This window comes from Mesorhizobium sp. CNPSo 4684 (genome assembly GCF_057784315.1).
Genome location: NZ_JBWLUX010000050.1, coordinates 1 through 22,153, shown reverse-complemented (window position 1 = coordinate 22,153; position 22,153 = coordinate 1). Strand labels below are relative to the sequence as shown.

At 59.9% G+C, this 22,153-nt stretch carries 19 protein-coding genes; 16 read left to right on the top strand and 3 right to left on the bottom strand.

What is annotated here, in order from left to right; translation table 11 throughout:
- Positions 1-214 precede the first annotated feature (214 nt).
- The 6 genes from AC04SG_RS30695 to AC04SG_RS30670 all read left to right on the top strand — a co-directional run bounded on the left by AC04SG_RS30695 (position 215) and on the right by AC04SG_RS30670 (position 6,383).
- Positions 215-1,432: a cytochrome P450 gene (locus tag AC04SG_RS30695; RefSeq protein ID WP_488554094.1), complete on the top strand. Its 1,218-nt coding sequence runs from the start codon at positions 215-217 to the stop codon at positions 1,430-1,432.
- 43 nt (positions 1,433-1,475) lie between these two features.
- Positions 1,476-1,685, top strand: a complete 210-nt coding sequence (locus AC04SG_RS30690; protein WP_488554093.1) for a ferredoxin — start codon at positions 1,476-1,478, stop codon at positions 1,683-1,685.
- Between the two features lie 194 nt (positions 1,686-1,879).
- Positions 1,880-2,524, top strand: coding sequence for a nuclear transport factor 2 family protein (locus AC04SG_RS30685; RefSeq protein WP_488554092.1), 645 nt, complete (start codon positions 1,880-1,882; stop codon positions 2,522-2,524).
- A 284-nt stretch (positions 2,525-2,808) separates the two neighbouring features.
- Complete coding sequence (locus AC04SG_RS30680; protein WP_488554091.1) at positions 2,809-4,407, top strand: SDR family oxidoreductase; 1,599 nt, start codon at positions 2,809-2,811, stop codon at positions 4,405-4,407.
- Between the two features lie 285 nt (positions 4,408-4,692).
- Positions 4,693-5,745 carry an LLM class flavin-dependent oxidoreductase gene (locus AC04SG_RS30675; RefSeq protein WP_488554090.1) on the top strand — a complete coding sequence of 351 codons (1,053 nt, stop codon included), beginning with the start codon at positions 4,693-4,695 and terminating at the stop codon, positions 5,743-5,745.
- Positions 5,745-6,383, top strand: a complete 639-nt coding sequence (locus AC04SG_RS30670) for a nitrogen fixation protein NifQ (protein WP_488554089.1) — start codon at positions 5,745-5,747, stop codon at positions 6,381-6,383. Before AC04SG_RS30675 ends, AC04SG_RS30670 begins: the two co-directional genes overlap by 1 nt.
- Positions 6,384-7,206: 823 nt before the next feature.
- Here the strand turns inward: AC04SG_RS30670 and rpoN are convergent.
- Together rpoN and AC04SG_RS30660 are read right to left on the bottom strand one after the other, a co-directional pair.
- Positions 7,207-8,691 carry an RNA polymerase factor sigma-54 gene (gene rpoN / locus AC04SG_RS30665; protein ID WP_488554088.1) on the bottom strand — a complete coding sequence of 495 codons (1,485 nt, stop codon included), beginning with the start codon at positions 8,689-8,691 and terminating at the stop codon, positions 7,207-7,209.
- A gap of 66 nt (positions 8,692-8,757) precedes the next feature.
- Positions 8,758-9,291: a redoxin family protein gene (locus tag AC04SG_RS30660; protein WP_488554087.1), complete on the bottom strand. Its 534-nt coding sequence runs from the start codon at positions 9,289-9,291 to the stop codon at positions 8,758-8,760.
- A gap of 85 nt (positions 9,292-9,376) precedes the next feature.
- Between AC04SG_RS30660 and AC04SG_RS30655 the strand changes: the two genes are divergently transcribed.
- The 10 genes from AC04SG_RS30655 (at position 9,377) to AC04SG_RS30610 (ending at position 20,416) form a co-directional block, all read left to right on the top strand.
- Complete coding sequence (locus tag AC04SG_RS30655; RefSeq protein ID WP_488554086.1) at positions 9,377-9,856, top strand: hypothetical protein; 480 nt, start codon at positions 9,377-9,379, stop codon at positions 9,854-9,856.
- A 633-nt stretch (positions 9,857-10,489) separates the two neighbouring features.
- Positions 10,490-11,383 carry a nitrogenase iron protein gene (gene nifH, locus AC04SG_RS30650; protein WP_488554085.1) on the top strand — a complete coding sequence of 298 codons (894 nt, stop codon included), beginning with the start codon at positions 10,490-10,492 and terminating at the stop codon, positions 11,381-11,383.
- Between the two features lie 98 nt (positions 11,384-11,481).
- Positions 11,482-12,984: a nitrogenase molybdenum-iron protein alpha chain gene (nifD, locus tag AC04SG_RS30645; RefSeq protein WP_488554084.1), complete on the top strand. Its 1,503-nt coding sequence runs from the start codon at positions 11,482-11,484 to the stop codon at positions 12,982-12,984.
- A gap of 123 nt (positions 12,985-13,107) precedes the next feature.
- Complete coding sequence (nifK, locus tag AC04SG_RS30640) at positions 13,108-14,649, top strand: nitrogenase molybdenum-iron protein subunit beta (protein WP_488554083.1); 1,542 nt, start codon at positions 13,108-13,110, stop codon at positions 14,647-14,649.
- A 155-nt stretch (positions 14,650-14,804) separates the two neighbouring features.
- Positions 14,805-16,280, top strand: coding sequence for a nitrogenase iron-molybdenum cofactor biosynthesis protein NifE (gene nifE / locus AC04SG_RS30635; RefSeq protein WP_488554082.1), 1,476 nt, complete (start codon positions 14,805-14,807; stop codon positions 16,278-16,280).
- 8 nt (positions 16,281-16,288) lie between these two features.
- A complete protein-coding gene (gene nifN / locus AC04SG_RS30630; protein WP_488554081.1) occupies positions 16,289-17,671 on the top strand; it encodes a nitrogenase iron-molybdenum cofactor biosynthesis protein NifN in 1,383 nt (460 codons plus the stop codon).
- Complete coding sequence (gene nifX / locus AC04SG_RS30625; RefSeq protein WP_488481676.1) at positions 17,637-18,140, top strand: nitrogen fixation protein NifX; 504 nt, start codon at positions 17,637-17,639, stop codon at positions 18,138-18,140. Before nifN ends, nifX begins: the two co-directional genes overlap by 35 nt.
- A gap of 12 nt (positions 18,141-18,152) precedes the next feature.
- A complete protein-coding gene (locus AC04SG_RS30620; protein WP_488481675.1) occupies positions 18,153-18,632 on the top strand; it encodes a NifX-associated nitrogen fixation protein in 480 nt (159 codons plus the stop codon).
- A 105-nt stretch (positions 18,633-18,737) separates the two neighbouring features.
- Positions 18,738-19,439 carry a response regulator transcription factor gene (locus tag AC04SG_RS30615; RefSeq protein WP_488554080.1) on the top strand — a complete coding sequence of 234 codons (702 nt, stop codon included), beginning with the start codon at positions 18,738-18,740 and terminating at the stop codon, positions 19,437-19,439.
- A gap of 104 nt (positions 19,440-19,543) precedes the next feature.
- A complete protein-coding gene (locus AC04SG_RS30610) occupies positions 19,544-20,416 on the top strand; it encodes a universal stress protein (protein WP_488554079.1) in 873 nt (290 codons plus the stop codon).
- A gap of 1,251 nt (positions 20,417-21,667) precedes the next feature.
- Here AC04SG_RS30610 and AC04SG_RS30605 read toward each other — a convergent pair.
- Positions 21,668-22,153, bottom strand: a 486-nt coding sequence (locus AC04SG_RS30605) for a Ulp1 family isopeptidase (RefSeq protein WP_488554078.1), incomplete at its 5' end; no start/stop codon positions are given.

Below are 22,153 nucleotides of genomic sequence, written 5' to 3'. Positions count from 1 at the left end.
TCAATGGGGATCACCAGCAGCCATGCTCTAGGGCGCGTGGCTACGAAAGAGATGCCCTGGTGCTTGAATTGGCGACCGATCTCTTGCGCGCTAACGCGCACGTCGCCTGCATACCACCGTAAGCAACGCGCCTGAGCTGGCACTTCCCGGGCGCCGGCATGGACCTAATGGCCGGCGTTGCAATCTCAATCGACGCCTGACGTCAGGAGTACCAATGGGGAAAAATTCCGTTCCAGATCATATCCCACCCGAAATGGTGAGGGATTTCAGCCTGTTTACGTCGCCCGGGATGTCACCGACTCCCAACGGAGATCCGCACGCAGCAGTCGCTTGCGTCCATGCCGGGCTCCCAATTTTTTATTCGCCCCTCAACACGCGCGACGGTCGGGGTACCTGGGTGATCACGCGCGCCAGCGACCAGCGGCGGGTGCTGCAGGACACCGAAACTTTTTCCAGCCATCGCAGCATCTTTGCCTCCGCGCTGGGCGAAAACTGGCCGATGATCCCACTTGAACTCGATCCTCCGGCCCATGGCGCCTTTCGCGCATTGCTCAATCCGCTGCTTTCGCCAAAGCGGGTGTCGGCATTGGAGCCAGCTGTCCGCGAAAGGGCAATCAGGCTCATCGACGGGATCGCTGCATTGGGCACAAGCTGCGAAGTCATGAACGATTTCGCATTTCCCTTCACGGTCAACATCTTCCTCCATCTTCTAGGGCTGCCGGATGACCGGATCGACATATTCGTCGGATGGGCGAGAGATCTTCTCCACGGCGACGATGTGAAACGGCCGGCCGCTGCCCGGACGATTGTGGCCTTCATTGACGAACTTGCCGCCGCCCGCCGCCAGGACCTGGTTGACGATTTTATGACCTTTATCGTGCAGGCACAGGTCGAGGGCCGCCGGCTGACGAAACAGGAGATCCGCGGCGTCGGCGTGCTGGTTTTCGTTGCAGGGCTCGATACGGTTGCAGCAGCTATAGGCTTTGACTTGGCTCATCTGGCGCGCAACGTCCAGGATCAGGAATTGTTGCGAAGCGAACCGGACCGGATCCCGCTTGCGGCCGAAGAATTGCTGCGCGCCTATTCGACCGTTCAGTTGATCCGTGTGGCAACGAAAGATATCGACTTCGAAGGCGCGCCGATCCGCAAGGGGGACTATGTTTCCTGCGCCACGATGATCGCCAATCGCGACCCGGCGGAATTCGAATGTCCAAACACGGTCGATCTGGCGCGGGAGGACAACCCCCATGCCACCTTTGGCTATGGGCCTCACCGTTGCCTTGGCTCACATCTTGCTCGGCGCGAGATCGTCATTGGCTTGGAGGAGTGGCTGACGCGCATCCCGACGTTCCGGATCAAGGAGGGTACGGCGCCCATCACTGTCGGCGGGCATGTGTTCGGGATCGAAAATCTGATCCTGGACTGGTCCTGACCAACTCCGCACAAACCGGGGCAATGACAATGGAGGCAGAGCCATGCGCATCATCGTCCATTATGACAAATGCCAAGGACACGCGCGATGCGCGGCGCAAGCGCCACACATCTTCAAGCTTGATGACGCGGGTTATATCCTTCCCGGTGACATCGAAGTTGCGGAAGGGGAGGAAATCACTGCGTCGCGAGGCGTGCGATCCTGCCCCGAACGTGCACTTGAACTCGACCGTGCACCTTGCAGCACGGGTTGAGCCGGACGTCATTTCGGAGGGCAAGAAAGGACCGCTCAGGTAGCCTGCATATGGTAACGGACGACGCCCTCCTATCCACTATCTTACTCGTCCAACGTAGGCGCGCATCTGCGCGTCGGGACGCTCCCACTACTCCTAGGACGCCGCGGCTCGCAAAACACACTCTTCCAATCACAAAATTTGTGGCGAAGCTAATGGACCACCAGCTGAAAATTACCGAGCTACTCGCCCGTGAGGCGATCCGCGACTGCCTCTATCGGTACTGCCGCGGGATAGACCGTGCGGATGAGGCGGCGCTTAGCAGCGCATACTGGCCCGATGCACAGGACAATCACGGGGCCTATTGCGGCCCGGCAGAGGGCTTCATTCAGTTGGCGCTGGGTGTCTTCAAGACCGGACCGCGCAACATCCACCAGATCACCAACATCATCATCGAATTCATTGGTCCGGCAGATGCCGCGGTCGAGAGCTATTTCACCGCGTTGCAACGCGGGCCGGACGAAGATGGAGAACCACGCCAGACGCTCCTGTGTGGCCGTTACTGCGACCTGTTTCAGAACAGGGAAGGGGAGTGGCGGATTGCCGAACGAACCGTGGTCTACGATTGGCTCGAGGAGCAGATCCCACCAGCGGTCGTTGAAGCGGAACGGTTCGGCCCGCGACGGCCGATCGGAGCACCGCATCCGCACGATCCGGTCTACAGGCTTGGAAAGCGTCGCGGACCTTCCCCGCCTGGCCCCTCACAGGTTTCGAACGACAAAGCCGCGCGGTCAACGGAGGCTAACGGCTATGAGAACTTTGCAATGCCACAGCGATCCCGGCGAAAGACGGTTCGGTGAGGAGGGGCATATAGGATTGCCTTTCAGCCCCACGACGGGCGTGAGCGGTCTGCTCTGCCCCACTAGCGGCTTGACGACGCTGGGGTGCACCGACTGGCGCGACCAAGGTAACCTGTCCTTGACGGGTCTCTTCGCAGGATCGGCTACCAATTCGGAAGTTGGACCGCAGCCGGATCGCTGCATCGTCTATTCAGGTCGTGGCCAGGACGCTGTTTTACCGAGACGTCATTTTGCTACGCAAGCTGATGGGCTGAGATCGCTGATGGGAGCGCGGAGAGATTTTCATGAAGCAGGCAGGACGCACCGTCGTCATTACGGGCGCCGCGGGCGGGATCGGCCGCGCCCTGGTCGATATTCTTGTCAGGGACGGAGACACTGTTGTTGCGGTAGACCTTGCTGGCAGCGGGGTCGTTGAACTGGCCCGTGGGCTCGGCCATCCGCATCTCGGCCTCGAGTGCGACATCTCGCGAGAGGGGAATGTCCTCGCGCTCTACGGTCGAGTCGAAGCACAGTTCGAGCACATTGGCGCCCTCATCAACAACGCCGCGATGGGGCCCAGCATGGCTGCGAGTGTCGATACCAGTGTCGACGCTTTCCGTCTCGCCTTGGAAGTAAACTTGATTGGACCCCTCGTCATGGCCCGCGAAGCGGCGAGGCGCATGAAGCCGGGCGGTGCCATCGTCAACGTCGCTTCGATGGCGGGCGTCGTCGGCAATGCCAAGCGCAACGCCTACGCTGCCTCGAAGGCCGGCCTGATCTCATTGACGAAGTCGCTTGCATGCGAGTGGGCTTCTCGCGGCATTCGCGTGACGGCGGTAGCGCCGGGCTATGTGCGCACGCCGATGGTGATGGAACTGGAACGGGCAGGCAAAATGCATCTAGCGGCAGTGCGCCGCCGCGTGCCGCTGGGTCGCTTGGCACGTCCGGATGAGATCGCCCTCGTTGTGCGTTTTCTGACCAGCGATCGGGCGCGCTACATTACCGGTTCGGTGCTGGCGGTCGACGGAGGCTGGATGTCATTCAACCAGCCGGGAGATGCGCACCCGCCGGTGGATGGGACCCCCCAGGCCGAACTCTGCCGTCCTGCCGAGGCTACCGGGGCGCGAGTTGTGCTTGTCACAGGTGGTGCGAACGGTATAGGCGCGGCCGTCGTTCGCCGCTTTGCCGAGAGCGGCGATACTGTTGTGATCGCTGACAAAGATGGTGCCGCAGCGGCAGAACTGGCTGCGTGGCTCCGCGGCAACAACCCGGCCAAATGTGTGGACGTGGCCGTCGAGAGCGAGGTGGTGGCGCTATTCGAGGACCTGCGGGGACGCTTCGGGCGTGTCGATGTGCTCGTCAACGGTGTTGCTGCCGACACGTCGTTGTTGGGAATCGAAGAAATACCCGAAGACATCGAACACGTCCTGGATGTCAATCTTACCGGCGCCTTCACCTGCGCACGCGAGGCGATCAAGGCGATGTGCCCTGGCGGCGTGATCCTCAATCTCGGATCGATCAATAGCTTTTTGCCGTTCGCGCCGCGCCATGCCTATGGCGCCGCCCAGGCTGGGTTGGACATTCTGACCCGATGCCTGGCCGCCGAACTCGGGCCTGTCGGCATTCGCACAGCCACGGTAGCTCCTGGCTACATCTGCGCGCCTGGCTCTGCTCAGTTAGCGAAGGTCCGTCGCATCGACGCCACATCGATCCGGCGGCGCATCCCGATGGGCAGGTTGGGAGAGCCGGAAGACGTCGCTGAGGCCGCGTTCTTCCTGGCTTCGTCTGCCGCCTCATACGTTAACGGGTCCACCTTGTACGTGGACGGCGGCTGGACCGCGTCCGGTGATGCGGGGAACGCCAGCGAACTCGATACCGAGAACTTTGCTGAGGCAGCGTGTTGACCGGCGACTTTTCGTCAGGCGCCGGGGCCGAGAATATCCAAGGCTTCAGCTCCGCTGCGCGCCGCGCGCGCACTGCTTCGACCGAAGATGTGAATTTCGGCGATGACGAAAACGTCCGTCCTCATCGTGGTCAAAGCAGTTCCAACCGCTCCGCGTGCCCTAGCCACCCAATTGCGAGCGGTTGCAGCAAAACCAAGCCGCCGGCAAGGCTGGCCGCAGCCAAGGCCTGTGCGCGTATTTGGCGCATCTCCGACAGGCTAACTCACCTGTAAACAAGGAAACCTCATGGAATTCGCAACCTTCATCCTGGCGGCCCAGCGAGGCTATCATCAATCGTGCGACAGCGTCATCCGCAACTCCATCGAACAGGCCACCGTTTCGGAGCAAGCCGGCTTCGCTACCGCCTGGTTCGCCGAGCACCACTTCAACAATTACAGTCTGATTCCCTCGCCCCTGATGATGGTGGCGCACTGTGCCGGCGTGACGAGCACCATTCGCCTTGGCACTGCTGTATGCGTGCTGCCGCTATATCAGCCGCAGCGCTTGCTTTCAGAAATCGGCTTCGCCGACATCGTGGCGAACGGCCGCCTCGAGCTTGGCGTCGGCTTGGGATACCAGAAATTCGAGTTCGAACGTTTCGGCGTCAATATCGATGAGGCGGCGGCCGTGTTTTCGGAATACTTGGACATTCTTCTGAAAGGCCTCAACCAAAACATCTTCGAGCACGACGGCAAGTATGTGCACATACCTCCGACGGCGATCTCGCTGCGTACCCTCCAGAAGCCGACCCCGCCGATCTGGATCGCTGGGGGGGCCGCGCGCATAAGCCGGGCCTATCGTGAGGGGCACAATTTCTTTGTCACGGCATTTCACAATGGCTTGGAGAGTTTGACCGCGCTGCGCGAAGCAATCGGGAAGGCGGCGGCTTCCGAAGGGAAGAATGTCACGGACGCCAAGATATGTCTGCTGCGTTGCTGCTATGCCAGCGACGACGAGGCAGAGATCAACAGTTATCTCGACAACGCCCGTTTTCAGCGCCGGCTATCAGAAGCGCTGCACCAGCGCCGTCAGCAGAGCCCGGACGGCTATCTGCTAAACGAAACGCCGACGCAGCAGGATTTATCATTCGAGACGATGCGCCAGAACCTGCCGATCGGCAGCGTGAATCGCGTGATTGACCGCCTGCTGGAAGAGATGGACATCTTGAAACCCGACCAGGTCGCAATTCAGACGCAACTGGGCGATTTCGACCACAAGACGATGCTACGCCAGATCGAGCTCTGGGGAGAAAAGATCATCCCAGCGGTCAGCAAGTCGCTCGCTCTTCAGGGCGATTGATGGGACGGGACCAGGAGAATGACACCCATGCCGCGCAGCACCATGGCTGCCTGGGCACTGGCAAATCGCCGACCGAGCTGCAGTTCGACCGGCATGCGCTTGCCTGCGTGCTCTGGAGCGCGCTTGAGGAACTCGAGGCCGGCAAGGCGACGGCGACACAAGCAACCGGTCTTTCGCGAGCCGAGCTGCGCGATGTCCTGGCCGGCAGCTTCCCCGCGGTCGCCGTCAACGCGTTCGCCTTGGAAGAGGCGGGCGAGCCCCAGCCGGACCCGGAGGAAGAACTTCTGCGCGAGCTGCTGTTCGCGCATGCCCGGCCGGGCGACCCGGCCAGCGCCCGGTTCGCCAAGATCATCGCCCGGCGTGCCATGCGCAACGACCATCTCTGGCAGGATCTTGGCCTTTTCAACCGGAACGAGCTTAGCCGCCTGCTTGCCACGCATTTCCCGACGCTTGCGGCCGGCAACACCCAAAACATGAAATGGAAGAAGTACTTTTATCGCAAGCTCTGCGAATCCGAAGGATTTTCACTATGCAGCTCGCCTAGCTGCCGTGAATGCAATGATTTCGAAAGCTGCTTCGGCCCGGAAGACGGCGAAAGTCGCCTGGCCCGGATCAAGAACGGGATCGCGTTGGACTAAGAGGCGCTCTCGCCGGCGTCCGAGGCGCCAATCTCACGCCATTGAGCCAGAGCCGCTTTTTCCAGGCGCCGTTGCACGGGAGGAGGGAAAACTTAATCGGTCCGATCAGGGTGAGCGGGCCGAGCACGGTTCGGGTAGCGACCTGTGTCGCGGACCGGACAGAATGTTGAGAGAACGAACAAACGGATCGCCGGGACCGAGGCCGTGCCAAAACACGCGGCTCTGATTGGAATACGGCATCCGACCGCGGCAACACGATCCGAGCCATTTCTTGTACACCGGTCGCTCGGTCGCTGTGGCGCTTTTGAGGGAGCGCTCCCTCGCTCCCTACCCTCTCAGCCTTGTTCGACGCACGGCGGGCGCAAAGAACATCGTGCGCGGAGCACCCCCATCGCTTTGGCGACGGCCTATTCCCGTCAATCGCGGTTCAACGGGCAAGTGCGACACTATCACAGCAGACCTCGATTTCAGCCAAGTGATCTATGACGGCAAATTGAGGGGCGCTTGAATGCCGAACTCGAAGAGTCTTGAACGTCGATGATTGCCGGGTGGTCTGCGTCAACGAGAACTCTCTCGCGCTTATCACAACGCGATGTGCATCCTTCGAGTGAGAAACGATGTGCAGCAGCTTCGTGACGGGGTGAACGATGCACCCTGCGCACTTATTCCTCTGTGCGTTGCGCTCTGAAGGTGTTTGCATCGGTAAATTCAATAGCCAGAAATCAAAGAAACGGAATTGCTGATGAGAGAGGTCATTGTCGATAGGGCCCTCATATGGAAGAGCGCATGCCGCGTGCGCATTGATGAGAACCCTCTGTTTATGTCAGCGTTGGGGTTTGACGTCAGAGGGATCAGACGGCAAAGCTCCATCTCCATTGAGCCATAGGCGCTTTTCCCTGCGCCGTTGTACAGAGGAGGGGATGTTCATCGCCTCGCGATATTTTGTAACGGTGCGCCGGGCAACATTGATGCCGGTTTCCTTCAGCCGCGCGGCGATGTCATCGTCGGAAAGCACGTGACCGGCGGATTCTTGAGCAACTATTGCTTTGATCCGATGACGGACAGCTTCGGCGGAGTGCGCGTCACCACCTTCGCAGGAGGCAATCGCGACAGTGAAGAAATACTTCAGTTCAAACACCCCGCGTGGAGTAAGCATATACTTGTTCGAGGTCACCCGGCTCACCGTCGACTCATGCACGTTGATCGCTTCAGCGACAGTCCTCAGATTGAGGGGCCGCAGGTGGGCGACGCCGTGTCGGAGGAAGGCATCCTGTTGGCGCACGATTTCAGTGGCAACCTTAAGAATCGTCTGGGCACGCTGATCGAGGCTGCGGATTAACCAGTTCGCGTTTTGAAGGCATTCGTTCAGAAATGCCTGATCTTTCGAATTCTGGACCGTGTGTCGCGAGACCTCAGCGAAATAGGTTTGATTGATCAAAACCTTGGGCAGCGCATCTGGATCAAGTTCGATCTGCCACCCACCTCCGGGCGAGGGCGTGACCAAGACGTCGGGTATGATGGGTTCCGGCGCTCCGGATTGGAATCGGTTGCCGGGCTTGGGATCGAGCGCACGGATTTCATGCAGCATCTCAAGGAGGTCGTCTTCATCAACGCGGCAATGCTGCTTTAGTGCCTGAAAATCGCGTCTCGCGACCAGCTCAAGGTGGGCGATCAAAGCGGCCATCGCCGGGTCGAACCGGTCTCGCTGGCGCAACTGGATCTCGAGGCATTCGCTAAGGGTGCGAGCGAATATTCCCGGTGGATCAAAGTGCTGCAAGGTTGCGAGCACACGCTCCACATCCGGCTCGCCGACGTTTAGCATGCCGGCCAGTTCCAAAAGATTCGCCCGAATATAGCCGGTGTCTTCCAGATGGCCTGCAAGCTCGGCGGCAATCAGCCGTTCCTGTGGTGTGAATGCGGTGAGCGCGATCTGACTAGCTACGTGATCGTGCAACGTTTCGGTGCAGGCGGCAAACTCTTCCAGCGCAGGGCGATCACTCGCCGGAACGTTCGTCGTGTTGCGCAGCGATTTCCATTCCCCCAGTCGCTCGGCGGACGCCGCGCTCGTCGGCCTATCAATGTCTTTTTCGGGTTCGCCGGTAGACTGCTCTGCCGAAATCGGAACGTCGCCAAGAGCCTCACCCTCTTTTGGAGCAGGCTCCAAAAGAGGATTTTTCTCGAGTTCCTGCTCTACGAATTGATGCAGTTCGACGCGAGCCAGTTGCAGCAGGCGAATCGACTCAATGAGCTGAGGCGATGCCACCATCGATTGCTTCTGGCGTTGAAGCAGCCTTGCCGAGGACAGCATGTTGAGCGCGAAACTCCGTTCGAGGACACTCTTGGCCGTGTGTTGGGGCTGCCAGACTTCACTCGGTCATGCGGCTGCCTTCAGTGTTTCAAGAACGTTTTGCGGGGATGAAACCTCATAGGGATCGGTCTCGCAGTTGTCGGAGAAGCCTTTTTCCTCAAACCACTGCTCTACCGCGCCGTCGTTGATCAAAGCCGCATAGCGCCAGGAGCGCATTCCGAAACCGAGATTGTCCTTAGCAACCAGCATGCCCATTTTGCGCGTGAACTCGCCTGAACCGTCCGGGATGAGCTCGACCTTCTGCAGCCCCAAAGACTTGCCCCACGCATTCATGACGAAGGCATCGTTGACGGAGATGCAGTAGATTGCATCAATTCCTTCCTTCTTGAACTCGTCGTAGAGCTTTTCGAAATTGGGCAGTTGGTAGGTCGAGCAGGTCGGGGTGAAGGCGCCAGGAAGCGAGAACAGGAGGACGCGCTTGCCACCAAAATAGTCGTCGGATGTCTTGTCTTCCCAGCGGTATGGATTCGGCCCCTCAATGGAATCATCGCGAACACGCGTGCGAAATGTAACGAAAGGAACTTTCTTCGTGATGGTCATCAATTAACTCCTGCTAGACGAAACCTGGCATGGCTTCTCGGTTTGGCCGACACAACGTCGACTCGGCAGACATGCCGGACGTGAGATGAAGGCCTTCGCGGCTTCCAAATCGCTTTTCCATCCGGTGGTACGGGAGGGCATTGGCCCACCCCTTCGTCATCCGAACGGCCGGACCGATATGAGTGATTTGGGCAGATCGAGCAACCGTTTTGCGGCAAGTAGCGATGGGCTGGCAGTGTTCGAGGAGAAACACGTGGCGATCAACTGTGCCGATGTCGAAGCAGGCGTGTGGTGCCGCAACTTTGGCGTCGCGCAAGAGTCTCGCTTCACGAAGGTGCCTCTGGCTATTGTAGATGGTTACCAGTGGCGCGCCGGCGTCGGTTGGGGTGATCCTTTGATGCACTCCTTCGGGATCCGCATGCCGATGAGGATTGGCAAGCGGCAGTCGGTCGAATGCCACACGTTTGGATGTCGGGCCCCGAGCAACAGGCACCGTCGGCTTAAGCGGTTCTCTGCATTCACCCATGCCTCGCTCTCCGCTTTGTTTGTGGTTCGATGGCTCTGATGAGCTGGCGCAAATGCCGTGCCATCTAACTTGCAGCAGGAAGGGAAGCGATCTTCACCTTGAGCAGAAAGAACTGCTCTCGGAGACGCGATGGAGAAAAGCCTTCCATCCGAGGCGGCGATCACATCGGCTCAACGTGTAACATTCAAAGCCGCCAGTGCTCGGGAAACATGAAAGCGCGTTTCCAGCTGACGGATCGACGAACCTTCTTGTGTCAGAAGGTGGACGAAAATGTCGGAAGCTCTACCAAGCCGACGGGCCGGGCTCCGGCTGCTTGATATTCAGGGCTAATGCAGCCGACCCGTGCCGACGGAGTGACCGCTCTTTCAGTCTAGCCGGCTGAGCCTACCGTAAGCACAAAGCCCGTTCAGGCCCAGACAATATGGCTGTCCTATTCAACACTGTCCGACATGTTTCGTTGGTGTTGTCAGGTCCGCGACATAGGCTGAGTTAGTCACTTCCCCTTATTTTGCTGAGGCCAAACAACTGAAAAGGAAGAACAAAAAAACTTTCTTCGATGCGTCACTAAAATTGGCATGAGTTTTGAACCCTACGTTACGAGGCGGCGAAAGCTGCCGACCGGCATTCGTATCGCGGCAGCCGCGATGAATGGAACGAAGGAAGGAAAGCTACATGTCAGGTCTGCGTCAGATCGCCTTTTACGGCAAGGGCGGCATCGGCAAGTCCACCACCTCCCAAAATACGCTCGCCGCCCTTGTCGACTTGGGGCAGAGGATACTCATCGTCGGCTGCGATCCCAAGGCCGACTCCACCCGCCTGATCCTGAATTCGAAGGCGCAGGATACCGTGCTGCACCTTGCAGCAAAGGAAGGTTCGGTGGAAGACCTTGAACTCGAGGACGTGCTCAAGATCGGCTACAAAGGCATCAAGTGCGTGGAGTCGGGCGGCCCCGAGCCGGGCGTAGGCTGCGCCGGCCGCGGCGTCATCACCTCGATCAACTTCCTCGAGGAGAATGGCGCCTATGATGATGTCGACTATGTTTCCTACGACGTGCTCGGAGACGTGGTGTGCGGCGGTTTTGCAATGCCGATCCGCGAGAACAAAGCCCAGGAAATCTACATCGTCATGTCCGGCGAGATGATGGCGCTCTATGCCGCCAACAACATCGCCAAGGGTATTTTGAAATACGCCCATTCGGGCGGCGTGCGGCTTGGCGGCCTGATCTGCAATGAGCGCCAAACGGACCGCGAGCTCGACCTCGCCGAAGCGCTGGCTTCCAGGCTCAATTCCAAGCTGATCCATTTCGTGCCACGCGACAATATCGTTCAGCACGCCGAGCTCAGGAAGATGTCGGTGATCCAGTATGCGCCGGATTCAAACCAGGCCGGGGAATACCGCGCGCTGGCCGAGAAGATCCATGGCAATTCGGGCCAGGGCACCATCCCCACCCCAATCACCATGGAGGAGCTCGAGGACATGCTGCTCGACTTCGGCATCATGAAGACAGACGAGCAAATGCTTGCCGAGCTTCAGGCCAAGGAAACGGCAAAGGCGGCTGCACAGTAAACAAGCGATGTCGACTTGAGGTGCGGCCTTGACCTGGCGCGCCTTCGAAACAAAGGCGCCTCCCGGTGAGGCGTCACGCGAACCTTGAAAGGGGTCCCATGAGCCTGGAATATGAAAATGACGGTGCTCTCCATGCGAAGCTTATCGAGGAGGTGTTGTCCCACTATCCCGACAAGACGGCGAAGCGCCGCAAAAAGCACCTCAATGTAGCAAAGAGCGGGGATGAGGCCGGTGAGGAAGGGGAGGTCCTTTCCGAATGTGACGTCAAATCAAACATCAAATCCATTCCCGGCGTGATGACCATTCGCGGCTGCGCCTATGCCGGCTCAAAAGGAGTGGTGTGGGGTCCGGTCAAGGACATGGTTCACATCTCGCACGGCCCGGTCGGCTGCGGGCAATACTCCTGGTCGCAGCGCCGCAATTACTACGTCGGCACGACGGGCATCGACACGTTCGGGACAATGCAGTTCACCTCCGATTTCCAGGAGAAAGACATTGTTTTCGGCGGCGACAAAAAGCTGGAGCAGATCATCGACGAGATCGAAGAGCTTTTTCCGCTGAACAAGGGCATCACCGTGCAGTCCGAGTGCCCGATCGGCCTGATAGGCGACGACACCGAAGCGGTTTCTCGCAAGAAGGCCAAGGAGATCGAAAAGACGATCGTGCCGGTGCGCTGCGAGGGCTTCCGCGGCGTCTCGCAGTCGCTCGGCCACCACATCGCCAACGATGCTATCCGCGACTGGGTGTTCGAGAAGAGGGCCGTCGAGTTCGAGGGTGGCCCCTACGACGTGAACGTGGTCGGCGATTACAATATCGGAGGCGACGCGTGGGCGTCGCGAATCCTGCTCGAGGAGATCGGCCTGCGTGTGGTCGGCAACTGGTCGGGCGACGCAACGCTCGCCGAGATTGAGCGCGCGCCGAAGGCCAAGCTCAATCTCATCCATTGCTACAGGTCTATGAATTACATCTGTCGGCACATGGAGGAAAAGTACGGCATTGCCTGGATGGAATACAATTTTTTCGGTCCCTCCCAGATCGAAGCCTCCCTGCGCAAGATTGCCAAGCACTTTGGGCCGGAAATCGAGGAGAGGACCGAAAAGGTCATCGCCAAGTACCGACCCTTCGTCGACGAGGTCATTGCCAAATACCGACCGCGCCTGGAAGGCAATACGGTGATGCTCTATGTCGGCGGCCTGCGCCCTCGCCACGTCATCACAGCATACGAGGACCTCGGCATGGTGATCGTCGGCACAGGCTACGAATTCGCCCACAACGACGATTATCAACGCACCGCCCACTACGTGAAAAACGGCACGCTGATCTATGACGACGTGACCGGCTACGAGTTGGAAAAGTTCATCGAGGGGGTTCGTCCTAATCTTGTAGGCTCGGGGATCAAGGAAAAATACCCGGTGCAAAAGATGGGCATACCGTTCCGTCAGATGCACTCCTGGGATTATTCGGGGCCCTATCACGGCTATGACGGCTTTGCCGTTTTCGCCCGCGATGTGGATCTTGCCATCAACAACCCGGTTTGGGACCTATTCGAGGCGCCGTGGAAAAGACGTCCAAGCCGGGGGCAGGCGATGGCTGCCGAATAGAACCTGGTCCGAGCCTGGTCTCCCCAGGGAGACGATAAACCCCCGCCATCCGCGGAAGACCTGAAACGTTCAATGTCCCTGTCCCGCGCTGCAGCGCGGTCAGATTCAAGAAGGGTGACCACCATGCCGCAGTCGGCCGAAAAAGTTCTCGACCACGCGCCCCTCTTCCGCGAGCCGGAATACAGGCAGATGCTTGCTGAGAAGAAGCTGAATTTCGAATGTCCGCACCAGGATCAGGTCGTAGCCGATCAAGGCGAATTCACCAAGACGTGGGAATACCGCGAGAAAAACTTTGCGCGCGAAGCGCTTGTCATCAACCCCGCCAAGGCCTGCCAGCCGCTCGGCGCGGTATTCGCGGCCGCCGGCTTCGAGCGAACCATGCCCTTCGTCCACGGAAGCCAAGGCTGCGTGGCCTATTATCGCTCCCACCTGTCGCGCCATTTCAAGGAGCCTGCTTCGGCGGTTTCTTCCTCTATGACCGAGGACGCGGCAGTGTTCGGCGGACTGAAGAACATGATCGACGGACTCGCCAACACGTACCAACTGTACGACCCGAAGATGATCGCCGTATCGACGACTTGTATGGCCGAGGTCATTGGCGACGACTTGCGCAGCTTCATCGAGAACGCCAAGGAAGAAGGCTCAGTCCCGCGCGACTTCGACGTGCCGTTCGCCCACACGCCAGCCTTCGTCGGCAGCCATGTCGACGGATATGACGGTACGATCAAGGGCATTTTGGAACACTTCTGGAAAGGCCAGCAGCGAACGGAAGCCCAAGGAACGATCAACATCATTCCGGGCTTCGACGGCTTTTGCGTCGGCAACAACCGGGAACTCAAACGTCTGCTCGATCTGATGGGCGTGTCCTATACGTTCATCCAAGATGCCTCTGACCAGTTCGACACACCATCGGACGGCGAGTACCGCATGTATGACGGAGGCACGAAAATCCAAGACGTGAGGAACGCACTGAACGCTGAGGCGACACTTTCGCTACAGCATTACAATACGCGAAAAACGTTGGAATATTGCAAGGAGGTAGGTCAGGCCGGGGCCTCGTTCCATTACCCGCTGGGCGTCCAGGCGACCGACGAATTCCTGATGGAGGTCTCCGCGATCTCCGGTAAGGAAATTCCCGAGGCAATCCGACTGGAGCGCGGGCGACTTGTTGATGCCATGGCGGACAGCCAGTCCTGGCTGCACGGCAAAAAATACGCGATCTACGGCGACCCGGACTTCGTCCACGCCATGGCCCGCTTCATCATGGAGACGGGGGGCGAGCCGACCCACTGCCTGGCCACCAACGGCACCTCGGCGTGGGAGGACGAGATGAAGGCTATGCTTGCATTCTCCCCTTTCGGCAGGGCGGCCCAAGTCTGGCCGGGCAAGGACCTGTGGGCGATGCGATCGCTGCTATTCACCGAGCCCGTGGATCTGTTGATCGGCAATTCCTATGGCAAGTATCTGGAGCGCGACACCGGCACCCCGCTCGTTCGGCTGACATTTCCGCTGTTCGACCGGCACCATCACCATCGCTTTGCGCTCATGGGCTACCAAGGTGGGCTGCGCGTACTGACGACAATCCTCGACAAGATCTTCGATAAGCTCGATCGCGAGACCAGCCAGACGGGAGTGACGGACTATTCTTATGATCTCACCCGCTAGGCATGTCTCCCAGAGACGTGCGAACCAGTTTGCGGAGAAGTGATGCGTGAAACCCTGAGTGGGCGGAGCGGCACTGAAATCGCTACCGCTTTAGCAGTGGCGACCGACTATCGGAGAGGCCGGTCGCTTCCCGACGGACTTTGGAGACCAGCGTAATGTCCTCGCTCAATGCCAAAATCCAGGACGTCTTCAACGAGCCTGCCTGCGAGAAGAACCGCGGCAAGGATGCCCAGGCCCGCAAAAAGGGCTGCACCAAACCGCTGACCCCAGGGGCGGCCGCCGGCGGCTGCGCCTTCGACGGGGCAAAAATCGTGCTGCAGCCCATCACCGATGTCGCGCATCTGGTCCATGCACCGCTCGGCTGCGAGGGTAATTCCTGGGACAACCGCGGCACGGCTTCGTCTGGGCCAACTCTATGGCGCACGAGCTTCACGACCGATCTCACCGAACTCGACGTGGTGATGGGGCAGGGGGAGCGCAAACTTTTCAAAGCGATCCGCGAGATCAAGGAAGCTTACACGCCGCCCGCGATCTTCGTCTATTCGACCTGTGTTACGGCCCTAATCGGCGACGACATCGAGGCCGTGTGCAAACGCGCGGCGGAGAAGTTCGGCTTGCCGGTGGTGCCGGTCAAAGCGCCTGGGTTCGTGGGCTCGAAGAATCTCGGCAACAAGCTTGCCGGCGAAGCGTTGCTCGATCATGTGATCGGCACGGTGGAGCCTGACGATGCCGGTCCGCACGACGTCAATATTCTCGGCGAGTTCAACCTCTCGGGCGAATTCTGGCTGGTGAAGCCGCTCCTGGATCGGCTCGGCATCCGGGTGCGCGCCTCGATTCCCGGCGACGCGCGTTACCTTGACGTTGCATCAGCGCACCGCGCCCGGGCAACCATGGTGGTGTGCTCGACCGCACTCATCAACCTGGCGCGCAAGATGGAGCAGCGCTGGGATATCCCGTTTTTCGAAGGCTCCTTCTACGGCATCACCGAGACCTCTGAAGCGCTTCGGCAGATTGCCAGACTGCTGGTGAAGAAGGGCGCAGATCCCAAGATCTTAAGCCGCACCGAGGCCTTGATTGCTGAAGAGGAGGCGATTGCCTGGAAGAAGCTCGCGGCCTACCGACCGAGGCTCCAAGGCAAGCGCGTGCTTCTAAACACCGGAGGTGTGAAATCCTGGTCGGTTGTCCAGGCGCTGATGGAGATCGGCATTGAGATCGTCGGCACCTCGGTCAAGAAATCAACGGTCGAAGACAAGGAGCGGATCAAGAAAATTCTCAGGCACGAGAACCACATGTTTGAAACCATGGCGCCGCGCGAGCTTTACGCGATGCTCTCAAAACGCCAGGCCGACATCATGCTGTCGGGCGGGCGCACGCAATTCATCGCGCTGAAGGCCAAGGTACCCTGGCTCGACATCAACCAGGAGCGCCACCAGCCCTATGCCGGTTATGAAGGCATGGTGGAACTCGTCCGCCAAATCGACCTCGCCATCCACAACCCGATCTGGCGTCAGGTTCGGGAGCCATCACCGTGGGAGTGCCAGGCCGCTCAAGGCGGCGAGCCGTCGGAGTCCGCGACCGTCCAGGCTTTCAAATTCGCTGGCACGACGGCCGAAGATTTCGGCGAGCGGTGAGGAAGCCGATGGTCCGCATCCTCCCCCAGACAAAAGCCGCGGCGGTCAATCCGCTGAAGTCATCGCAGCCGTTGGGTGCAGCCTTGGCCTTCCTCGGGATCGAGGGCGCCATTCCGTTGTTCCACGGCAGCCAGGGGTGCACCAGCTTCGCGCTCGTGCTCTTCGTGCGGCATTTCAAGGAAGCCATCCCCCTGCAGACCACCGCGATGGACGAGGTGGCGACGATCCTTGGTGGGGCGGATCATCTGGAAGAGGCGATTCTCAATCTCAAGACTCGCACAAATCCAAAGCTGATCGGAGTGTGCACGACCGCGCTGACGGAAACCCGCGGCGAGGATTTCGCGGGCGATATCGCTAATATCAGGCTCAAACGCGCCGAAGAACTCGCGGGTACGGAGGTCGTGCTGGCCAGCACGCCCGATTTCGACGGGGCGATCGAAGAGGGCTGGGCCAAGGCTGTCGCGTCGATGATCGAAAGGATTACGAGGCCCGGCGCGCAGGCGCGGCGATCGAAGAAGATCGCGGTCCTGCCCGCCTCGAGCCTCACTGTGGCCGATATCGAGCATTTGCGTGAGACGGTTGAAAGTTTCGGACTCGAGCCGGTGATTGTGCCGGACGTTTCCGGCTCGCTTGACGGTACGGTGCCGGACCGCTGGGTCTCGACCAGCTATGGCGGTGCCAGCATCGAGGACATCCGCGGGCTTGGCACGGCCGTGCAATGCATTGCCATCGGCGAGCATATGCGTCGCCCGGCCGAGCTGCTGCACAGGTTGACCGGTGTACCTTACGTGCTGTTCCAGTCGTTGACAGGACTGAAGGGCGCCGACCGTTTCATCTCGCTGCTGTCTGCGATTTCCGGTGTGCCGGTCCCCGCCGCGGTGCGCCGTCGCAGGGCGCAGTTGCAGGATGCGTTGCTCGATGGGCATTTCCATTTCGGAGGGAAGAAAATTGCGATCGCTGCCGAACCAGACCAGCTCTACCAACTCGCGACGTTCTTCGTCGGCATGGGTTCCGAAATCGCTGCGGCGGTCACCACGACCGATATGTCGGAAATTCTGGAGAAAGTACCGGCGGACTCAGTTCAGATTGGCGATCTCGGCGATTTGGAAACTCTTGGCGTCGGCACTGACCTTCTGGTCACCCATTCCCACGGCCGCCAGGCCGCGCAGCACCTCGGCATCCCGCTCATGCGCGTCGGATTCCCGATCTTCGACAGGATCGGCAGCCAACACAAGCTCACAATCCTCTATCGGGGGACCCGCGACCTGATCTTCGAGGCTGCCAACATCTTCCAGGCCAGTCGGCATGCGCCGACGCCTGAGGGGCTTGATCCATTCCGCTACCGAGAAATGCCAGATGAACTCAGTTCGTCGCCTCTCGCTCGTGCCTGACGAAGCTCACGCATCGATGCCGCTAAAGCAACCCGGCGCTTTGCGCGTGGCGATCGCCACGCAAGACATGAAGAATCTCAACGCTCATTTCGGGTCGGCCAGGCGCTTTGCAGTCTACGACATGACACGCGAGGAATGGCAGCTTGTGGAAGCCGTGGTCTGCGACGACGTTTCCGATGAGACCGGCAAGCATCGCAGCGAGGGCGATGATCGCATAACGCCGAAGGTGGAGGCGCTGAAGGGCTGTCATCTCCTGTTTTGCCTGGCTATCGGCGGACCTTCGGCGGCCAAGGTCATTTCGGCGAAGATCCTTCCGATCAAGGTGCCGCAGCCCCAAAGCATTCAAGAGGTGCTGTTGCGCACGCAGATGATGCTGAGGACGTGTCCTCCGCCTTGGCTGCGCAAGGTGCTGGCGGAGGCAGGCGTTGCCGAAAAGAAAACGTCCTTCGAGGATGAGGATTTCAAATGAGGAGCAGGCGAAATGTTCGATGCCGTTGTTAGCCCTGATATCGGCGAGATCGAAGCGGCCCTTGCCACCAAGTTCGTCAGATGCCTCGTGCGGCTGATCCGTGCCCAGGACTCCTTCGGATCGTGGGAAGGCAAATCAGACGCCGAGCTACTGGGAGACTTCGTCATCACAAAGCAACAGCGCCGTGCGATCCCGATCATCGGCGATCCCGATCCTGATGTGCTGTGGAGGCTCAACATGTTTTACACGGCCGTCGGGCTTGCGATCGAAGAGCGCTCCGGCCTGATGGCATCGCCGATGATGGAGATCAGCCATGAGGGCTTCGGGCGCGTGATCTTCACGGCCGGGCGGTTGGTCGTTCTGTCGAAGACCCTTCGCGACGTCCATCGGTTCGGCTTCGAGACGTTGTGGAAACTCGCCGCGGCCGGAACGAAACTGGCCGGCGACGCGATCGCGGTCATTGAAGCCTATCCCGAGGTGGCGCGGGCATGATGGAACCGCTCTTTAAGCGCGATCATGCCGGGCCTTGAAGACGTGCCGTGGCGAGCCCACCCAACCGAGGTGGTCGAGGCCGATTTGCTTGTTGGGATAGTGCCGATGAAGCCACTGGTCCTGATCTGTTCGCAAGATACGGAGTTGTATCTGTTCCTCAGCCACATTCTGGAGGTGGATGGCTTCACGAGTGAGCCGGCAGGCTGCATGCCGGAAGCACTTGCAGCGGCCGATGAGCGGGAACTCCAGGCGGTAGTACTGGACTGCGGGCCAGCAAGCGCCACAGGCCCCACAATCTGCGCCAGGCTCAAGAGGGAGCCCCGTACCGGCGGCCTTCCCATTGTTGCCCTCATCGCCCCCGGCGCCGAGAACCAGCACCTCGATCTGCTGAAGGCCGGCATAGACGAGAGCTTTGTGCGACCGATCGCGCCGGCCACGCTGCTCGACTGTCTACGGACGAAGCTGGCGCTGCCGAAGCCGGGTTCAAACGGAATTGAAAACAGCTGGCTCTGCTGCGGCAGTCTTGAGATGAAGCTCGATGCCTACCGGGTTCGTGGCAATGGCCACGACATCCATCTCGGACCGCTCGAGTTCAACCTGCTGCGGCATTTGCTCGAGGCTCCCGGAAGGGTCTTCAGCCGGGAAGAGCTGATCGACGCGGCCTGGCCGAACAATATCCACATCGGTGCACGCACCGTCGATGTGCATATCAGCCGGATCAGAAAGGCGCTGAAGGCGGCCTCCCCCGGCAGCGTGATTCGTACCGTCAGGTCGGCCGGTTATTCGCTGGAGAAGCCGGACGGCTGAATGGCGGCCGATGCGGTGCCACTTCCATTGCGGCGAGCTCAGGGCAAGTCTTGCGGCTTCGAAACGCGCCGGCAGGTACGATATGTTCAGAAAGAAACAATCAAATGGCTTTCAGAAGCGTACTCAGTGTGACGGGAGCTGACCACTCCGGTCAGGATGTCAAAACAGCTGCCAGCTTGTGTGCCGAAGTCGGCGCGTATCTTTCCGTACTGGTGATGTCGCCTCCGCCGCTCACTATGCCGTCTCCGCTGCTCGGCGATGGCATCCCCGAGTGGCGGGCCATCGCCAGACTGGACAAACGGTTTAGGCAGATCGAGAGATTTTCCCAGGACATGGCCAGACTGGAAAAAACATCCAGGGAAATTCAGACACTGCTGAGAGCCATGTGGCTTTGCTATGACGTCGATACCGACTGCTGCGACGAGGCCACCATCGGTGAGGTGGTGCGAAGACGGGCGCTCTGCGCCGACCTGACAATCATCGGCCCCTCGCTTCTCAACGACGATAGGCTCGGACCTTTTGCTATCAACGGCAGCTTGTTCGATACGGGAAAGCCGGTGCTTGTCGTGCCAAGGGGCGCTGAGGCGACGCTGTCGCCGCGGCGCGTGCTGGTCGGCTGGGATTCGCGAGTCGAGGCGTCCCGCGCGGTTCGGGAAGCGCTGGATCTCCTATGCGGTGCTGAGGACGTTCGTGTCACCCTGGTCGATCCTGAGGCTACGTGCAACGGAAACGGCGCCGATCCCGGAGACGACATCGCTGCCTACCTCGCCCGGCATGGCGCCCGGGTGGCGGTTGACCGGCTGCCGAGCCATGGCAAACCGGCGGCCACGGTGCTCGCGCAGCACGCAATCGACACGTCTGCCGACATGATAGTCATGGGCGCTTATGGCAGCCGGCGGCTCCGCGACCGCCTCTTCGGAGGGGTGACGAGATGGCTGGACGGCAACCCGCCAATGCCGCTGTTTCTGGCTCGCTGACGGGTGTCTAAAAACCGTAGTTTTGATGTCTCCTGCGATCGCTATGCCCATCCGAGTTCGAGTTCCAGGCAAAAACGTCTAGTGGAACGTTAGCACCTTTGTCTGCGGGCGCAGGATGCTAGTGGCGATATCTACGTGGTAGGATTGGCTTCGACAACCGTCTCCTACGTCGGTCAACGCGTAAGCTACATCGCCCGCCTAATCCAACAGGCTTTCACGCACAAAACGGGTCCGCCTAGGCTTGGCAGGGCCACGCGAATCTTTCGCCGTCTCACCCCGACCGGGAAATGGCTAGACCAAGTGCTGGCAGGCTATCTGCTGTACCGCCGAACCACCGGTTTTTCAGCGCGTTATCGATACAGACCACAAGCCTGCGGAAGCGGAGGCTTCGATAGCGAAGCGGAAGGAAAACCCTGTGGACGCGGACGAGGAAATTAGCAGACGATCTGCTCCGACCACCGCGTGTCGTTCACCCTTGATTCCTACCTCGGTGCCTCCAACGCACCGGAAGCGAAGGTCGTCGCCCCATCGCGTAAAGAGCCATCGCCAAACTGCTGCCCGGAAAATGCCCGCTAGGCCGTATGAAGGAGATGCTGAAAGCCTATAGTGAGGTCGTCAACATCGTCTTTACGCGCTTCATGGCAAAGATGTCACTGCCTGCGTGTTCGGTAAGTCCTGGACGCGGCGGGATGGAATATGCGCCCTGGCTGGTTGGCGAACAGACGCCGCTGAGCAGTGTTCTCACAGAATTGCGAAGCAACTGCCCTTCACACTGCTCGGCCTGGATACGGATAACGACACCGCTACGCCGCGTTGGAATAGTCGGCTATCAGCTCTTTCTCGCCCCTCCTTGAGCTGGCCGGAGGCACGCGCTTCAGCGCGTGGAGGAGCGTCGGCGACGCCCCTAGCCCGATTGCCTGAATTGCTTGGACTGTTCCCTACAGAGTTCCAGACGGTTTGCGCACGAATGTCGACTGCAGCGCGACAAGCTGCGACGGCAGCGGCACCCCAACCAGCGCCTGCAGATGTGGAAGGGTACCTCGGCATTGGCAAAAAATGTCTCGCCTTCAGCGATAGTCGAAGCCGACCGCTATTGCGGTAAACTTTTGCCGCGCGCCGGGCTGGGTTGCTGGGTGGCGGCTTCGTACCTTCCTTGTGTCCGAGCCGCAGGGCCGTAGGCGTGAGGTGCTCCAGTCTAAATTTAAGCTATCCCGCCATGGCGAAACTGCAGCTATCCCGCCATGCCAAACTTCAGCCCTGCAGTCTGTTTTGCAGTGCCTGCCGATCGGCACGGAGCCCGTCGAGGTCCAGCTGGACTGGCTGCCCTGGTTGCGCCAATCGCCTAACCAGCTCGCGCGTGCCGTCCACCACAAAGACGCCGCAATCATGACCGTTTCGCTGTTGGGTGATGCGGGGTGACTCCAAGCGCGCGCCCAGCCTTGCTGCGAGTTGTCCTGCGGGCGCCTCGTTGTATCTCCCGTTCGAGTCGTAGTGATAGGCAACCGGCTGTCCGCGCTCGCGGCGATCGACGAACAGCAGCGACCAATGGCTGCCGCGGCGATTGGCACTGGCATCGTTCACTGGCAGGAACAGGAAGTCGGCCGTGTCGTCGCCATTGTGATCATGAACGATGCGCTGGAATGCGCGTAGCATGTCGCTCTCGGTGCCCAAGCGCAGGCTGCCAAGGGTTATGAGGGGATCCACGAACCGCGTCCGGGCGGCCAGACCCGGATTGTT

What these genes read in the sequence shown, in the direction of transcription:
- AC04SG_RS30695 (WP_488554094.1), top strand. Translation starts at nt 215, where the DNA reads ATGGGGAAAAATTCCGTTCCAGATCATATCCCACCCGAAATGGTGAGG.
- AC04SG_RS30690 (WP_488554093.1), top strand. Translation starts at nt 1,476, where the DNA reads ATGCGCATCATCGTCCATTATGACAAATGCCAAGGACACGCGCGATGC.
- AC04SG_RS30685 (WP_488554092.1), top strand. Translation starts at nt 1,880, where the DNA reads ATGGACCACCAGCTGAAAATTACCGAGCTACTCGCCCGTGAGGCGATC.
- AC04SG_RS30680 (WP_488554091.1), top strand. Translation starts at nt 2,809, where the DNA reads ATGAAGCAGGCAGGACGCACCGTCGTCATTACGGGCGCCGCGGGCGGG.
- AC04SG_RS30675 (WP_488554090.1), top strand. Translation starts at nt 4,693, where the DNA reads ATGGAATTCGCAACCTTCATCCTGGCGGCCCAGCGAGGCTATCATCAA.
- AC04SG_RS30670 (WP_488554089.1), top strand. Translation starts at nt 5,745, where the DNA reads ATGGGACGGGACCAGGAGAATGACACCCATGCCGCGCAGCACCATGGC.
- rpoN (WP_488554088.1), bottom strand. Translation starts at nt 8,691, where the DNA reads ATGCTGTCCTCGGCAAGGCTGCTTCAACGCCAGAAGCAATCGATGGTG.
- AC04SG_RS30660 (WP_488554087.1), bottom strand. Translation starts at nt 9,291, where the DNA reads ATGACCATCACGAAGAAAGTTCCTTTCGTTACATTTCGCACGCGTGTT.
- AC04SG_RS30655 (WP_488554086.1), top strand. Translation starts at nt 9,377, where the DNA reads ATGAAGGCCTTCGCGGCTTCCAAATCGCTTTTCCATCCGGTGGTACGG.
- nifH (WP_488554085.1), top strand. Translation starts at nt 10,490, where the DNA reads ATGTCAGGTCTGCGTCAGATCGCCTTTTACGGCAAGGGCGGCATCGGC.
- nifD (WP_488554084.1), top strand. Translation starts at nt 11,482, where the DNA reads ATGAGCCTGGAATATGAAAATGACGGTGCTCTCCATGCGAAGCTTATC.
- nifK (WP_488554083.1), top strand. Translation starts at nt 13,108, where the DNA reads ATGCCGCAGTCGGCCGAAAAAGTTCTCGACCACGCGCCCCTCTTCCGC.
- nifE (WP_488554082.1), top strand. Translation starts at nt 14,805, where the DNA reads ATGTCCTCGCTCAATGCCAAAATCCAGGACGTCTTCAACGAGCCTGCC.
- nifN (WP_488554081.1), top strand. Translation starts at nt 16,289, where the DNA reads ATGGTCCGCATCCTCCCCCAGACAAAAGCCGCGGCGGTCAATCCGCTG.
- nifX (WP_488481676.1), top strand. Translation starts at nt 17,637, where the DNA reads ATGAACTCAGTTCGTCGCCTCTCGCTCGTGCCTGACGAAGCTCACGCA.
- AC04SG_RS30620 (WP_488481675.1), top strand. Translation starts at nt 18,153, where the DNA reads ATGTTCGATGCCGTTGTTAGCCCTGATATCGGCGAGATCGAAGCGGCC.
- AC04SG_RS30615 (WP_488554080.1), top strand. Translation starts at nt 18,738, where the DNA reads ATGAAGCCACTGGTCCTGATCTGTTCGCAAGATACGGAGTTGTATCTG.
- AC04SG_RS30610 (WP_488554079.1), top strand. Translation starts at nt 19,544, where the DNA reads ATGGCTTTCAGAAGCGTACTCAGTGTGACGGGAGCTGACCACTCCGGT.